Source organism: Paenibacillus sp. A3M_27_13 (genome assembly GCF_024213315.1).
Lineage (GTDB): Bacteria > Bacillota > Bacilli > Paenibacillales > Paenibacillaceae > Paenibacillus > Paenibacillus polymyxa_B.
In genome coordinates this window covers 61,314-76,252 of sequence record NZ_JANAVE010000004.1, presented here as the reverse complement: position 1 = coordinate 76,252, position 14,939 = coordinate 61,314, and the positions used below count along the sequence as shown (strand labels likewise).

Annotated in this window: 13 protein-coding genes; 9 read left to right on the top strand and 4 right to left on the bottom strand. The window is 48.2% G+C overall.

The features are described 5' to 3' along the window. Positions 1-18 precede the first annotated feature (18 nt). From NLX82_RS16580 to NLX82_RS16570, 3 genes are all read right to left on the bottom strand, one after another. On the bottom strand, positions 19-894 hold the full coding sequence (locus NLX82_RS16580) for a carbohydrate ABC transporter permease (protein WP_034095207.1): 876 nt from the start codon (positions 892-894) through the stop codon (positions 19-21). Between the two features lie 31 nt (positions 895-925). Beyond that, entirely contained in the window at positions 926-2,209 is a 1,284-nt protein-coding gene (locus NLX82_RS16575; protein ID WP_023989994.1) for an ABC transporter substrate-binding protein, read from the bottom strand. Between the two features lie 229 nt (positions 2,210-2,438). Next, positions 2,439-3,311, bottom strand: a complete 873-nt coding sequence (locus tag NLX82_RS16570; RefSeq protein WP_023989993.1) for a LysR family transcriptional regulator — start codon at positions 3,309-3,311, stop codon at positions 2,439-2,441. 175 nt (positions 3,312-3,486) lie between these two features. Here NLX82_RS16570 and NLX82_RS16565 point away from each other — a divergent pair, with 175 nt between their 5' ends. From NLX82_RS16565 to NLX82_RS16535, 7 genes are all read left to right on the top strand, one after another. Beyond that, positions 3,487-4,350: an ACP S-malonyltransferase gene (locus NLX82_RS16565; RefSeq protein ID WP_023989992.1), complete on the top strand. Its 864-nt coding sequence runs from the start codon at positions 3,487-3,489 to the stop codon at positions 4,348-4,350. After that, positions 4,347-5,993: a malonate decarboxylase subunit alpha gene (gene mdcA, locus NLX82_RS16560; RefSeq protein WP_023989991.1), complete on the top strand. Its 1,647-nt coding sequence runs from the start codon at positions 4,347-4,349 to the stop codon at positions 5,991-5,993. The genes NLX82_RS16565 and mdcA overlap by 4 nt, the downstream gene beginning before the upstream one ends. Before the next feature lie 4 nt (positions 5,994-5,997). Further along, positions 5,998-6,822 (top strand): triphosphoribosyl-dephospho-CoA synthase, encoded by an 825-nt coding sequence (locus tag NLX82_RS16555; RefSeq protein WP_023989990.1) that lies wholly within the window; start codon positions 5,998-6,000, stop codon positions 6,820-6,822. A gap of 27 nt (positions 6,823-6,849) precedes the next feature. After that, positions 6,850-7,149: a malonate decarboxylase subunit delta gene (locus NLX82_RS16550; protein WP_023989989.1), complete on the top strand. Its 300-nt coding sequence runs from the start codon at positions 6,850-6,852 to the stop codon at positions 7,147-7,149. Next, positions 7,139-8,812, top strand: coding sequence for a biotin-independent malonate decarboxylase subunit beta (gene mdcD / locus NLX82_RS16545; protein ID WP_254348647.1), 1,674 nt, complete (start codon positions 7,139-7,141; stop codon positions 8,810-8,812). The genes NLX82_RS16550 and mdcD overlap by 11 nt, the downstream gene beginning before the upstream one ends. Beyond that, positions 8,806-9,426, top strand: coding sequence for a malonate decarboxylase holo-ACP synthase (locus NLX82_RS16540; protein WP_068941702.1), 621 nt, complete (start codon positions 8,806-8,808; stop codon positions 9,424-9,426). Before mdcD ends, NLX82_RS16540 begins: the two co-directional genes overlap by 7 nt. 79 nt (positions 9,427-9,505) lie before the next feature. Continuing rightward, positions 9,506-10,636, top strand: coding sequence for an acyltransferase (locus NLX82_RS16535; RefSeq protein WP_068941700.1), 1,131 nt, complete (start codon positions 9,506-9,508; stop codon positions 10,634-10,636). 141 nt (positions 10,637-10,777) lie between these two features. On the opposite strand, the gene NLX82_RS16530 is transcribed toward NLX82_RS16535, so the two are convergent. Next, positions 10,778-12,256 carry a PTS transporter subunit EIIC gene (locus tag NLX82_RS16530; RefSeq protein WP_028541559.1) on the bottom strand — a complete coding sequence of 493 codons (1,479 nt, stop codon included), beginning with the start codon at positions 12,254-12,256 and terminating at the stop codon, positions 10,778-10,780. Between the two features lie 316 nt (positions 12,257-12,572). On the opposite strand from NLX82_RS16530, the gene NLX82_RS16525 reads away from it, so the two are divergent. Both NLX82_RS16525 and glpK read left to right on the top strand, forming a co-directional pair. Continuing rightward, the gene (locus NLX82_RS16525) at positions 12,573-13,397 is read left to right on the top strand and encodes an MIP/aquaporin family protein (RefSeq protein ID WP_053325980.1); all 825 of its coding nucleotides are present in this window, start codon (positions 12,573-12,575) and stop codon (positions 13,395-13,397) included. A gap of 32 nt (positions 13,398-13,429) precedes the next feature. After that, positions 13,430-14,923 (top strand): glycerol kinase GlpK, encoded by a 1,494-nt coding sequence (gene glpK / locus NLX82_RS16520; protein WP_053325979.1) that lies wholly within the window; start codon positions 13,430-13,432, stop codon positions 14,921-14,923. Positions 14,924-14,939 lie beyond the last annotated feature (16 nt).

Here is a 14,939-nt window from a genome sequence, read left to right as displayed (position 1 = left end):
TGAAGCTCCTTCCCATCGTTATTTTTTACCTTGAACGAGTTTCCAGTTTATGATGGAGAATAGAGCAATGATGAGGAACATGCCCCATCCGACGGCTGCACCATATCCAAAATAGTTGTTAATGAACGACTCGCGATACAGGTATAAAACGATGGTCATGCCACTTGCCCCGGAACCGCCGTCATTACCGACCAGGACCTGTGGCTCGGTGAAGAGCTGCATACCGCCGATGGTGGACGTAATCACCGTAAACAGAATGACTGGGCGTAGCATGGGGATAGTGATGCGGAAAAAAGCTTGCGCTCCGGTTGCCCCGTCTATTTTGGCGGCCTCATACAGCACATGCGGAATACTCTGGAGTCCAGCCAGATAGATGATTGAGTTATAGCCCATCCATCTCCATACGACCATAGAAGAAATGGCGATTTGGATACCCCATGGCACATTCAGCCATTGAACCATGGGTAGCCCCATGAGTTGCAGAAGGTAGTTGAGAAATCCAAAATTGTTGGCAAATAAGGCACCGAATATGATGGCAACAGCTACAATAGACGTCACATTTGGCAGGAAGAATCCGACTCGCCATAAGGTACGCATTTTCACAAAAGGGGCATAAAGCAGAAAGGCAATAATCAGTGCGAAGAATAGCATCGGAATCGTTGCATACACCCAGATCACAAAGGTGTTGCCTACAGCCTGCCAAAATTCATGATCTGTTACAAGGTAGCGAAAGTTGCCCCAGCCGTTGTAGGTCATGTCTCCGATCCCGTCCCATTTGTGAAACGCTAGATATAATGAAAAACCAATCGGAAACAGTCCAAAGATGCCAAACAGTAGATAAAACGGCGAGATCGCAGCATAAACGGCACGGTGCTTCCAGATTTCTCTCAGCATATTGTCCACACGCCTTTTTTGGATTTTGTTTTTACCGCTGTAATTCCCGTTCGATTCGATCCATTGTTTCCGTCCATAATGCATCGGAATTGGCATCCTGCTTGGCGACATTAGCAAGACGACGGGTCACAATGCCGTGGATGACAGGATAGCGCTCGCCGAAATAGCTGCTTTTCACATTACGTGCGGAGGTGGCAAAGATGAGTCCGGTGGCCTGACCACCAAAGAAAGGCTCGGGTGTCCCCATGATAGGATCGTTATAGACGCCGGGAGTGGACGGAAACAGTCCGATTTTGTGGTAGGCTTCCAGTTGGTGTTCCGGGTTTTGCAGCCAGGTCAGCACTTCAAAGGCTTCTTTGGGATGTTTGCTGGATTTGAGGATAGAAATGAAAGAACCACCCAGGTTGCCGTCTCCTCCAGGAGCACGGGCGACTCTCCATTTACCCGCTGTATCCGGCGCGGCCTCTGTGAGAACTTGCTTCATCCAGATAGCCCCTACAAAAGAGGCGATTTTGCCGTTATTGACTGAAGCGTTCCATTCGGGAGTCCAGCCATCCGCATTGGCGAGCAGATGCTTCTTGTGGAAATCGACAGCGGTTTTCCAGCCCAGACGGATGTCAGGAGATTGATTGCCGATATAGCTGCCATCTGGCTTGAAGTAAAGGTTTGTATGCTGAGCGAGTACCTGATTGTAAACGTTTACAATATTGTCAGCCAAAAATGAACGGCTTCCGAATTTCTGGCGAAGTTGTTCTCCGGCCGCCATGTAATCATCCCATGTGCGAATGGAGGCACTAACCTTTTCAGGATCACTAGGCAAGCCTGCTTGTTCAAACAGATCACTTCGGTAGAAGAGGGCGGTAGGTCCTGTATCCATGGGAAATGCGATCATTTTACCATCAGGAGTAATCCCCTGATTCCATTTCCATTCCAAATATTGATCCTTTAAGCGGTCTGCTCCGAGTTCCCTTAAGTCATAAAAACGATCCGCACTGGGGAACAGCTCCACCATCCAATCGTTCAGAGCTACGATGTCTGGTTCACCGGAACGAGCTGCGAGCGTTGTCTTCAGTTTGGCTTTGAAGTCACCGCCTATTTTTTGAGTTTTTAATTCAATGTTGGGAAATTGTTTTTCCGCCTGGGCGAGTAGTTCATCGTCAATGGAACGGTTCCAGTACCACAATGTAAGCGTTATCTTTTTTCCGTTTGACAAATTAGTTTCAGATGATTGACTTTCAGAGAACGAGGGTCCACTACAAGCACTGAACATCGTGAGAAAAGCAAGACATAATACCAGCCATTGTACTGTTTTCACATCATTTCCCTCCTTGCTGTCTGAGATAATCTGCCTGCTAAACAAGTTGTAAATGGTTTAGCTCCATCATATGAAGCTGTTACCCATTTATGTGCATTGACTTAACCAAAAACAAAAAAATTGAAACAAAGCATGTATAGAAATTAAATACTCTAAAGATATTGATCTTACTAATCCGAAGAATGATAAAACAATAAGGCAGATATTATGTCAAAAGGTATCTAAATCGTCAATGCTGAGCAATATCTTGGAAAAATCTAATGATGAATTCGAAGAACGATTTCTCTATATCGGTGTGCAGTTCCCCAGTAGGAAAGGACAGATAGATTGTTCGCGTACATCGAGGCTCCCTGATTTGAAGCAGCTTAATGTCTTCGGTTACGACGTTCCTCCACAGGATAGAAGGAATAAAGGAGATGCCAAGTCCTGTTTGAATCAACCCTCTTACCGTAGCCGGATCATCACTTTCAAAGACGATGTTGGGTTCAAAAGGGATGTGAGTAAAAAAGAGGTCCGTTGTTTTCCTAAGCGAATTACCAGGTGTAAGGCTGATAAACTTCTCATGCTCTAGATCTTTCAGGAATACGGTGTCCTGAACGCTCAGAGGGTGAGATTTTGGTACGCCAAGCAAAATTTCCTCCTCCAGCAGGATCGCATGCTCGTTGTCCGCCAACTCTTCGGACGTAATCGCAAAATCGTACGCCGGTCCTTTCTTCATCTTCGCAGGGTGCTGGGTCAGGTTGAATCTAATTTGAGGATAGAGATCGCGAAACTTGCCGACAAGGTTGGGCAATAGCATAGAGCCGACAGCGACGTATAACGTGATGACCTCTACCTTTTCGTTCTTCATTTCTTTGACTTCGGATACGCCTTGCTCTAGTGCTGATAGCGACTGGTTCACTCTTTTCAGGAACTTCTTGCCATATTCATTCAGCACGATATGTTTTCCTTCGCGGTCAAATAGCTGCACACCCAATTCCGTCTCCAGGTTTCTAATCATTTTACTTAAGGCAGGCTGTGAGATAAACAACTCGTTCGCGGCACGTGTGACATGCTCATACTTCGAGGTCACTTGAAAATACTTAAGCTGCAAATAATCCATAGTGAAAAATCTCCTTTATAACCACTAGGTTATCGATCATATGTGAATATATATATTTTACAGGTATTTACTCACTTCTTACAATTAACAATGTAAAGAAAATGAATCCGCTAAAGGTGGTGAGATTCTGAACATCGTTTTTACATTTCCCGGCCAGGGGTCACAGGTTCCTGGAATGCTCCAAGATGTACCCGAGTATGTGAAAAAGGCAACAAGTATCATCGGAACTGAACTGCGTGATGATGAGGAGGCTATGGGCTCAACGGTCTGGATTCAGATGGCACTCTTCGTTAAGGAGACGGCAATAGCCTACCGGTTGATCGAGCAGGGTATCCGGCCCCAATTCGTGGCAGGGCATTCCATTGGTGCATTTCCTGCGGCGGTCATCGCGGGAGTTCTCTCGTTCGAGGATGCGCTTCGGATCGTATGGCTCCGTGCCCGGTTGATGGAAGAAACCTTTCCTGAAGGCTATGGAATGGGTGTGATTATTGGGCTTACGCAGGCCGAGGTTCAACAAGCCGTGCTTCTCTCCCATAGTGAGGCGACGCCAGTCTACCTCTCGAATATAAACGCAGAGCAGCAAATCGTCGTATCCGGATCATTGGTAGGGTTAAATAAAGCATTTATGCATGTGAAAGAGCTTGGGACCGCTAAAACGGCGTTTCTGAAGGTTCCGATTCCTTCACACTCCCTGCTGATGTCAGAGGTAGCCAATAAGCTATTGCTGAAAATACACACTTTTTCTTTGCGGGACGCTCAAATACCATATTTGGTGAATCATACGGGCAGAAAGACGAAAGCCAAGGAAAAAATCGCGGAGGACCTTGCACTAAACGTAGCATATCCCGTTCGGTGGATGGATATGGCGGCTGTCTGCGTCGAATCGGGAGCTGACTGTTTCATCGAGATGCCGCCGGGTCATACTCTTTCCAGACTTGTCAAGCAAGCCCACAAGGATACCCGGCAAATGGCCGTGGACGAGATCGGTCTGGAAGCGACTCAGTATCTGATTAGAAAATGGAAGGAGCAAGAAGAATGAATAAAGTACTGCGATCCTGGTCACAAAAACGTGATAAAAAGCAGGAAAAGTTAGGAAAGGTGGAAAAGTGGCTCGACGGAAAATACATCGACTCCTCCCGAATTGTCGACCTGATGGAGGCGCTAATTGATCCAGGCGCGAAGGTCGTCCTGGAAGGAGATAACCAGAAGCAAGCGTCTTTCCTTTCCCAGAAGCTGCTGGAAGTCGATCCTGGCAAAGTGCATGATTTGCATATGATTATGTCCAGCATTTCAAGACCCGAACATTTGGATATTTTCGAGAAGGGCATCGCCGGGAAGCTGGACTTCTCCTACAGTGGCTCCCAAAGCCTGCGTGTTGCGCAAATGATTGATGACGGGATACTTAAGCTCGGTGACATCCATACGTATTTGGAATTGTTCGGACGTCTCTTCATTGACCTTATTCCAGATGTGGTGCTGGTAGCGGCAGACAAATCAGATCGCGAGGGCAATCTGTATACCGGAAACAATACGGAAGAAACTCCGACGATCGTGGAAGCAGCGGCTTTCAAGGATGGGATCGTAATCGTGCAGGTTAACGAAATCGTGGATGAGCTGCCGCGAACCGATATTCCAGCGTCCTGGGTCGACGTCATTGTACAGGCCGAAAAACCGTACGCACTGGAAGCACTGTTTACCCGTGATCCGCAGAATATTACTGAACTGCAAATCCTGATGGGCATGATGGCGATCAAGGGTATTTATGGAAAACATCAGGTGCAGTCGCTTAATCACGGCATTGGCTTTAATACTGCAGCGATTGAGCTTTTGCTGCCGACCTATGGTGAACAGCTTGGCCTGAAAGGGAAGATTGCCAAGCACTGGGCCCTGAATCCGCATCCAACTTTGATTCCGGCGATTGAATCGGGTTGGGTCGAAAGCATTCACAGCTTTGGAGGCGAGGTCGGTATGGAGAAATACATTGCGGCTCGTTCAGATGTGTTCTTCGTCGGCAAGGACGGATCTATGCGCTCCAACCGCGCGATGTGTCAGGTTGCAGGCCAGTTCGCTGTAGATATGTTTATCGGATCAACGCTACAAATGGACTGTGCAGGTAATTCGTCTACCGTTACTTCCGGCAGATTGTCCGGTTTTGGAGGAGCGCCGAATATGGGGCATGATCCTCGGGGGCGGCGACATGCGACTCCTGCCTGGCTTGACATGATCGAGCGCCCGACGGAACTCTCCAAAGGCCGGAAATTGGTCGTGCAGATGGTTGAAACATACGGTGCCAACAAAAAGCCAGTATTTGTAGATTCGCTAGATGCCATCAAGGTGAAGGATGAATCTGGTCTCGCCATTACGCCAATCATGATTTACGGGGATGATGTCACCCACGTCCTTACCGAGGAAGGCATTGCATACCTCTACAAGACGGACAGCATAGAGGAGAGAAAGAAGGCTCTCGCGGCAATCGGAGGCGTAACACCTTTAGGAATGGAAAGTAATGAAAGCGATGCAAGCCTGTTGCGTGACAGAGGGATCGTGGCCTATCCGGAGGATCTTGGGATCATGCGCAGACAAGCCAAGCGCTCGATGCTGGCAGCACAGACGATTAACGATCTCGTAGATTGGTCAGACGGATTGTATGATCCACCGGCTAAATTCCGGAGCTGGTCTTAAAGCCATGCTCACGATGAATCATTCAGCTTTCGCGGCTTCTCTGGCTGCCAAAGCTGTAAAGGCACTGATGGAAGAGGCTCTTCTTACGCCCAAGCCTGGACTTGTCGATGCCAGAGACAATGGCTCTCATACTGATATGTCCATCGATCTTATGCTTGCATCCGCAAGAGCATTGGAGGATACGTTTCGGGAAATAGCCATTGTGTCATACCTTCACCCGGTGGACCAGACTTTGCGTGAGCAGATCGCTCTAATCGGGCGGGAGGGCGAGAAGGTGATGCTCAGTGCAACGAACGGTGTCAATACACATAAGGGTGCCATTTGGGCCCTTGGGCTTTTAACAAGTGCACGGGCAGCCTTTCCAAGGGAGCGGGACCCACATCAGATTATGAGCATTGCAGGAAGAATTGCATCGTTCCATGACCGGTACCGTCCGATGCAGCAGACGAATGGACGAACGGTTAAGAAGAAATACGCGGTAGTGGGGGCAGAGGAAGAAGCGAAGCTAGGCTTTCCGCACATCCGGGACGAAGCTTTACCTGCTTTGCTGCGCGCTAGGGCTTGTGGGAAGACAGAGGTCGAAGCACGCTTAGAAGCTTTATTGGCCTTGGTGGCATGTGTGGATGATACCTGCATCCTACACCGCGGTCAGTTGACGGATCTGATGGCGATTCAGAGTATGGCCGCAGCCTTCCTTGCAGCAGATGGATTAAGAACCCAGTCGGGCAGAAAGCTGCTCTACCGCTTGTCCGAGTATTGTAATGTTAGACAACTCTCACCCGGAGGTAGTGCCGATCTGCTAGCTGCCACATTATTTCTAATCGATTGATACTTTAATTGGAGGTGTTTCTGAAGGATGGAAAAATTACAGTTTCAATACCAGACTACGAAGCCCATCTGTAAGCCGGCACATATCGGTGTTGTCGGTTCGGGAGATTTGGAGATTATTGTAGAGCCTGTAAAAGGCCAGACCACCAACGTCAGCATTTTAACAGGCAGTGAAGGATTTGAACAAGTATGGGAGAATGTTCTGACCCGTTTTTTTAACCGTTATCCGATTACTGCCAATATTACAGTTCATGACTTCGGAGCTACTCCGGGTGTAGTAATGCTTAGATTTACGCAAGTGCTGGAGGTGCTGGATTATGCAGAATAGTTTTGTGGAGCTGAATGGACGCGAGAGAGCTAAAGCGCTGCTGGACGAAGGGACTTTCCGTGAGATACTTGGGCCGTTAGACAAAATCCAATCCCCCCACCTAGAGCCGCAAGGCATTGTTCCTCAGAGCGACGACGGGATTATTCTGGCTCTTGGCGAAATACACAAACAGAAGGTCTTGATCATTTCGATGGAAGGCGCTTTTCAAGGAGGGGGGATTGGAGAAGTCAGCGGGGCCAAAATTTCCGGAGCGCTCGAACTGGCACTGGAAGAGAATAAGAGAGGGAACAAACTATATCCCGTCATGATCTTCGATACAGGGGGTGTTCGGCTACAGGAAGCGAACTATGGATTGTTGTCGATTTCGGAGATTGCTACCCAGATCGTTGCCCTGCGTAAATACGTTCCTGTTATCGGACTGATCCCGGGCCGCGTAGGGGCATTTGGGGGAATGTCCATTACTGCAGAATTGTTTACCACTCTGATTGCTACGAAGAAAGCGCGCCTCGGTCTGAACGGGCCGGAGGTCATTGAGCAGGAAGCAGGGGTCATGGAGTTCGATGCAAGCGACAAAGCCTTGATTTGGAACACAATCGGAGCTAACCAGCGCTTCCAAACCGGATTGATTGACGAAATGGTGGAAGATACGACGGATGCAGTTGTCGAAGCGATTGATACTGCGCTCAAGGCACCGGCGAAGCCTGCTAAAACAGAGCAAATCGATTTCTATCTGACCCTGTTAAACACTCTTGATCCTACAGAAGCTTGGACACCTGAGCGCTATCGCGAATTTTACACGCAGATACAGCCTGTGCAGCAGCCTGTCCCGCTGGCAAAAGAGGGTGCGGCCGACATGTCGGATAGTAGAGGTTATCGCTGGTTCTCCCGCTTGACGGGCATTGCTCACCCAATCAGCGATGTTCCTTCAGTGCTTGCGGCAGACGTGGATAAGAACGGACAACTGTGCAGATATATCGCCATTGTTCCGAATGCCTCCAACCGATTCCCGCGTGTCAGAAACGGTGAGGTTGGTATGCTTGAAGGCTGGACGGTGGCTCAAATCATCAGGGACGCAATCCGTCAAGATGAGAAAAAAGAAACCAAACGTCCGATCATTGCCATCATTGATGTACCCAGTCAAGCCTATGGCTATAAGGAAGAAATGGTCGGTATCAGTCTTGCCCTGGCTGCAAGTGCAGATGCTTACGCAACCGCTAGATTAGAAGGCCATCCAGTTATCGGTGTGATTGTCGGTAACGCGATTTCCGGGGGCTTCCTCGCGCATGGGCTGCAATCGAATCGTTTGATCGCACTGGATGACAGCAAGGTCAATATTCAGGCCATGTCCAAGGCTTCTGCTGCTCGGATTACCAAGCGGACGATTGCCGAGCTTGAAGAAGCTACCAAGAAAGTTCCAGCTATGGCCTACGATGTTAGTAGCTACAGTACTCTGGGGGCATTATATCAGATGCTGAGCGGTATCCATGCAGACGATCCACAGAGTAGTGATGTAGCCATCGTGGAAAAGACCGTTTCCGAGGCAATCGAGAGTACAAAAGGAGCGCCCCGCGACCTTAGCTTCCGATTGCAGACCAAGGAAGCTATGGCGGGCGGGCGGACTGCAACCCGTGGCGTTCGAGATGCGCTTTTGGAGCAATGGTAATCCATCCACATGATCTGATTGAAGTGTCCAATTTGAAATATCTCTCCTTATATGAAGACAAGGAGTGGGTAACCGCCTCGCTGAGGCGGACCCCCTTTGTGGTCGTTCGCCGAGCCGATCCGTCGGCGGATGGTTGTATTCCCGTCGGAGTACGTGGACAGGAGCGAAATCAACGGGAAGCTGCATTCCTGGACCCGAAGGGGGTGTCCCAGCTCGTGTCTCCCTATGCGATAGTGAAACGTCAGATGTGGAACTCCTTGCCTACAGAGAGACGGCAGCAGCCTGTTCTTCAGTTGATGGACTTGTTAGCAGAAATGATGGCGGATTGGCGCTGGGGGCCAGCGGGGAGCGCAGGATTCGAAATAGTAACGCAATACCCGACTGTGAAGGAAACGAGTGATCTTGACCTTGTTATAGATGGTTCAGAGGTTATTGATTATGCAGTAGTTGAAAGACTTGTGCACAAGTTGGAGCATCTGGGTGTTCGAATTGACATTCAATTGGAGACAAGAGACGGTGCCTACGTCCTGCGCGAAATTCTTGAGAGACGGGCCAGCACTGTGGTGCTGCGAACTTCTTCGGGTCCCAAGCTCGTTCGTAATCCTTGGCAATAAGGAGCTATAATCAACGGCAAAAGGGAGGAATGCACGACCATTTGGCTTCAGGCAAGCTGTCAAAGGGGAAGTGCGTATTATGGAAAACACTGAAGAGCGGAATATTAATATTAATGAGAGCGACATCTTAAAGGTGTTTGCCGTCAGCGGAGCGATCTTGCAAAGCGTTCTGGGGATGTTTCTGAAGTATGCACACACTAACGATAACCTAGCCTTATTAGGCGTCATTTTCAATATAGTAAAGTATACTGCGCCAGTCTTTATTTTTGCCATTGTATATGGGATGGTGAAAAATAATCAGCATACGAAGGTATCCCATTTTTACAAGGAAAAATTCGGGGAGCTCGTGATCCCTTATTTACTGTGGGCAGCGGCTGGCTTAATTTTCTTCCCGGAAATTCAGGTTAATCAGCACGTTGCATCATTCCGGACGCTCATCGAGTCATTTGTGCTCGGTAATGCATCATCACAGTTTTGGTACACGGTGATGATGTTGCAATTTCAATTGCTGATGCCAGTCCTTATTTTCATCTGCTACAAATACTTGGCTAAGCCTAAGCGGGTCATTCCGCTGCTTATTGTGAGCTTCGTGATCTTCGGAGCGTGGCTATGGATGTACGATACCTTCGTATTCCAAGGAGCATATGCGATTAGTCTGCGTTACCTTGACCGCTTTTTCGTTAGTTATTTTATTTATGCTTTACTAGGTGGAATCGCTTGGGTATATAAGAAACAGTTCGACGGAGTGCTTCGCCGGATTCAGTTCATACTCATTCCGGTAATGCTTCTTATTCTCATTTGGACAAATCACGAATTTTTCGGTTTTGGATTTGAGGATATGTCCTTCGGAAATCTGATTTATCTGAAGCCGTCCATGACCTTGTACAGCTTGGTAGTGATTTTCCTGATTTACATGCTGGCAAGACATTTGATCAGCGTAAATTCCCGTTCACTTCCCTATTACAAATGGTTATCTACTTATGCGTACCGGGCCTTTACAGCGAACGTATTTATTTTGGTCATCGTGCTGCGCTTGGTCGGTGATTTGGTAAGTCAGCTTCCTTTATTTGTGGCACTGCTTTTGGTTTATCTGACGACTGTAGCATGCTCCTTCGGCATCGTCTATGCCTTTGCGCAGATAAAGGTAAAGGTATGTCGTGAATGGTTATTGTTGAAACAAAAAAGAGCGCAAAGCACCGATCTAAGATAAATGCCTAAAAGAAATAATACAGATAACAATGCATATATGACATCATAATTTAGGCGTATCTAAGTTATTGGCGTATTGACGGCAACCCCAAAGGGTATCTCGATGATTGAAGAGATACCCTTTTTGTGAACCTGAACTTACTTACATCAATCGCTGTATTTCATCTTTCAGAATTTCGGACCGAGTCCCGAAAATAACCTGCAGGGTACCGTTACCAAGCCTGATGATTCCCGATGCTCCGAGCTGCTTGAGAGCTTGATCATTAACCGCTTTGTCGTCTTTGACGACAAGACGCAGCCGTGTGATGCAGGCATCAATGCTTTGAATATTGTCTGAACCGCCGAGATAGGTTAGTATTCTGCCTGCCTGACTGGACTGAGTGTCGGATGTGGCGCTTGCCTTTCCAATGGGTACAGATTCGTTAGCCTCAGACAGGAGACCGTCTTCTACATCATCTTCACGCCCAGGAGTTTTTAGGTTGAATTTGAGAATGATGAATCGGAACAGAAAGTAATAAATGAGGGCGAAGACAAGCCCGACCGGGATCATTCGCAATGGGTGGGTGGAGAGTTTCATATTGACCAGATAGTCAATGAGTCCTGCTGAAAAAGAAAAGCCGAGTTTGACATCCAATAGGTATACGACCAGGCCGCTCAGGCCTGTCAGCAGAGCATGAACGCCGTAAAGCAATGGTGCAATGAACATAAACGAAAATTCGAGGGGCTCGGTAATTCCGGTCAGGAACGATGCCAGTGCAGAACCGATGAAAATGGAAGCGACGGCTTTACGTTTTTCCGGTTTGGCCGTATGAATGAATGCGAGGGCTGCTGCTGGCAGAGCGAACATCATAATGGGGAAGAAGCCGGACATGAATATACCCGCCGATGTATCGCCTGCGAAAAAACGCGTCAGGTCACCATGAACGACCTCACCGGCAGCATTGGTGTAGTCACCAATTTGAAACCAAGCGATCGAGTTCAACACATGATGCAAACCGAGTGGGATCAGCAGCCGATTGGCAATCATGAATATCATTGATCCGATTCCGCCAAAGCCGACAATCCAGTTGCCGAAGACTGCAATCCCATCTTGTATCGGACTCCAGATCATACCGAGCAGAATGGCCAGAATCATGGTCGTAAAGGCGGTGATCATGGGGACAAAACGTTTGCCTGAGAAGAATCCAAGCCAATCTGGAAGTTGAATATTATGATATTTTTTAAACAGAAAAGCAGACCATCCACCGATAAAAATACCACCCAATACGCCCATGTCCAGCTTGACGTCGTCTGGAATATATGCAAATATACCCGGCACTGCCGCCAAAATACGGGTCAGCACCATATAGGCAATGACTGCCGATAATGCGGCTACTGCGTCGCCTGCCAGACCAATGGCAACACCGATGGAGAAAATGAGCGCAAGGTTACCGAAGATGGCCCCCGCCCCCTCGTTCAGAAAAGGAGTGACATAATGATTCAGAAATCCGCCAACTCCGGGACCAAGTGGTATATCCGTTTCATAATTAATCAGTGCTAATCCTTGCAAAATCCCTGCGGCGGGTAGAGTGGCTACTGGAAGCATTAACGACTTGCCGATTTTTTGCAGAAATTTCAGCATAACATTCTTCCCTTCTTCATCGAGTTTGGGAGTGTCGTATTCATCCTGAAACCCTTACATTAAACCATTTTTTTACATCATAAATCGGAGAAACTAACATGGTCAACGATTATTTTAAGCTATGAAAAGACGTAAATCCGTAGTTGACATCGCTTACATGCTTATATAGTATCAAATTTAAGTTAATAATCGTGACGGAGACAAGAGAGCCACGCAGACACCCATGGTACAGCACAGGGTTGGTTTGTGATGGCTTTTCTTTTTTTGCGCGATGAAAGCGATCGAAATCGGATGATCTATTGAGGAGGTAGGTTGTATGTCGCCATACGCAGCCGAATTCATAGGGACAATGATTCTTATTGCCCTAGGTGGCGGAGTGTGCGCAGGGGTGTCCCTGAAAAAGTCATTTGCTCACGCTTCCGGCTGGATTGTGATTGGAATGGGATGGGGGCTCGCGGTTGCTATTGGGGTGTATGCAGTGGGTGAAATCAGCGGAGCGCATTTGAATCCGGCAGTGACACTGGCGTTGGCATTTCAGGGCATTTTTCCGTGGCAGGACGTTCCCGGCTATATTGTGGCTCAGCTTCTCGGGGCCATGGCGGGTGCGATAATCGTGGTTTTGCATTATTGGCCTCACTGGAAAGAGACGGAGGACACAGCAACCAAACTCAGTGTATTTGCGACAGGACCGGCTATTGATCATCCATTTGCCAACGTTCTTAGTGAAATGATAGGTACTTTCATCTTTATTCTTGCTCTGCAGTCATTTGGTGCCAATTCATTTACAGGGGGCTTGAAACCGCTGATTGTGGGTTTTTTGGTTGTCAGTATCGGTTTATCCTTTGGAGGCACAACGGGCTATGCCATCAATCCAGCGAGAGATTTTGGGCCGCGTCTGATGCATTATTTACTACCGATTCCCGGTAAGGGAGCATCCAATTGGAAATATGCCTGGGTGCCCATTGTAGGGCCGCTGTTGGGTGGATCTTTCGCAGGGCTATTTTATCAGGCTGTTTTTAAGGGGAGTGTGACTCCGGCTTTCTGGATTTTACTAGGGATCATCGTGATTGTACTCTTGATTACCTTCCGTATGAGTCGTACTTATAAAAATCATAAAACGGATCACAAACTTACAGCGTAAAAACGATGGATTTACACGGGGAGAGATGAACAATGGGAAAATATATTTTGTCACTAGATCAGGGAACGACAAGCTCAAGAGCGATTTTGTTCAATAGCGAAGGAGATGTAGTGTACTCGGCTCAGCGAGAATTTCCACAATATTTTCCTCATCCCGGCTGGGTAGAGCAGAATGCGAATGAAATCTGGAGCTCTATTCTCGGAGTCATTGCCTCCTGTCTTTCCGAATCCGGTGTAAAAGCAAATCAAGTGGCTGCCATCGGCATTACCAATCAGCGAGAATCGGTGGCTGTGTGGGACAAAAATACAGGAGTGCCTGTGTATAACGTACTCGTATGGCAATCACGCCAAACCTCGGACATCTGTGAAGAATTGAAGCGGCAAGGGCACGAGGAGCTGTTTCACAGCAAAACAGGGCTGTTGATCGACCCGTATTTTTCAGGCACTAAAGTAAAGTGGATACTGGACCATGTGGAGGGCGCTCGGGAAAAGGCAGAACGAGGTGACCTGTTATTCGGTACGATTGACTCGTGGCTGATCTGGAAATTATCCGGCGGAACGGCACATGTAACAGACTACTCCAATGCAGCTAGGACGCTGATGTACAACATTTATGAACTAAAGTGGGACGAAGAGCTGCTGGACATTCTGGGTGTTCCGAAAATCATGCTACCTGAGGTAAGACCTTCTTCCGAGGTATATGCGCACACCGTGGATTATCATTTCTTTGGTCAGAATGTACCAATCGCCGGTGCAGCAGGTGACCAGCAGGCAGCTTTGTTTGGTCAGGCATGTTACGAAAAAGGGATGATCAAAAATACTTACGGCACAGGCTGCTTCATGCTGATGAATACGGGGAATCAGCCTGTTGAATCCAAGCACGGCCTGATTACGACCATCGCTTGGGGACTGGAGGAAGGCAAAGTACAATATGCACTCGAGGGGAGTGTGTTTGTAGCGGGGTCGGCGATCCAGTGGCTGCGAGACGGGCTGCGTATGTTCCGTGAAGCGAAGGACAGTGAGCCTTATGCCGCCCGTGTTTCGTCTACAGAAGGAGTGTATCTTGTACCCGCTTTTGTCGGACTGGGCAGCCCCTACTGGGATAGCGAGGTGCGCGGAGCGATGTTCGGTTTGACACGCGGGACCACGAAGGAGCATTTTATTCGCGCCACATTGGAGTCACTTGCTTATCAGACCAAGGATGTGCTTACAGCCATGGTGATTGATTCAGGTATTGCAGTGAAGACGCTGCGGGTGGATGGAGGAGCTGTATTGAACAATTTTCTGATGCAATTCCAGAGCGATATTTTGGATGCAACAGTGGAGCGGCCAGTTATCCATGAGACGACGGCACTGGGGGCTGCATGTCTGGCAGGTTTGGCTATTGGATATTGGAAGAGCACGGATGAACTTCGCAAGCGGGTGAGGGTGGAAACCTCTTTTGCCCCGGATATGGATGAATCAACACGTGAAAGCTTGTATGAAGGCTGGAAAAAGGCTGTGAATGCGACGATGGCCTACAAGTAATAGATTAAGCGTTGGG

Excerpts from the sequence above, each read along its gene's own strand:
- mdcA (WP_023989991.1), top strand. The coding sequence starts at position 4,347 with ATGAATAAAGTACTGCGATCCTGGTCACAAAAACGTGATAAAAAGCAG.
- NLX82_RS16550 (WP_023989989.1), top strand. The coding sequence starts at position 6,850 with ATGGAAAAATTACAGTTTCAATACCAGACTACGAAGCCCATCTGTAAG.
- NLX82_RS16580 (WP_034095207.1), bottom strand. The coding sequence starts at position 894 with ATGCTGAGAGAAATCTGGAAGCACCGTGCCGTTTATGCTGCGATCTCG.
- NLX82_RS16530 (WP_028541559.1), bottom strand. The coding sequence starts at position 12,256 with ATGCTGAAATTTCTGCAAAAAATCGGCAAGTCGTTAATGCTTCCAGTA.
- NLX82_RS16540 (WP_068941702.1), top strand. The coding sequence starts at position 8,806 with ATGGTAATCCATCCACATGATCTGATTGAAGTGTCCAATTTGAAATAT.
- NLX82_RS16535 (WP_068941700.1), top strand. The coding sequence starts at position 9,506 with ATGGAAAACACTGAAGAGCGGAATATTAATATTAATGAGAGCGACATC.
- NLX82_RS16555 (WP_023989990.1), top strand. The coding sequence starts at position 5,998 with ATGCTCACGATGAATCATTCAGCTTTCGCGGCTTCTCTGGCTGCCAAA.
- NLX82_RS16525 (WP_053325980.1), top strand. The coding sequence starts at position 12,573 with ATGTCGCCATACGCAGCCGAATTCATAGGGACAATGATTCTTATTGCC.
- NLX82_RS16570 (WP_023989993.1), bottom strand. The coding sequence starts at position 3,311 with ATGGATTATTTGCAGCTTAAGTATTTTCAAGTGACCTCGAAGTATGAG.
- NLX82_RS16565 (WP_023989992.1), top strand. The coding sequence starts at position 3,487 with ATGCTCCAAGATGTACCCGAGTATGTGAAAAAGGCAACAAGTATCATC.
- glpK (WP_053325979.1), top strand. The coding sequence starts at position 13,430 with ATGGGAAAATATATTTTGTCACTAGATCAGGGAACGACAAGCTCAAGA.
- mdcD (WP_254348647.1), top strand. The coding sequence starts at position 7,139 with ATGCAGAATAGTTTTGTGGAGCTGAATGGACGCGAGAGAGCTAAAGCG.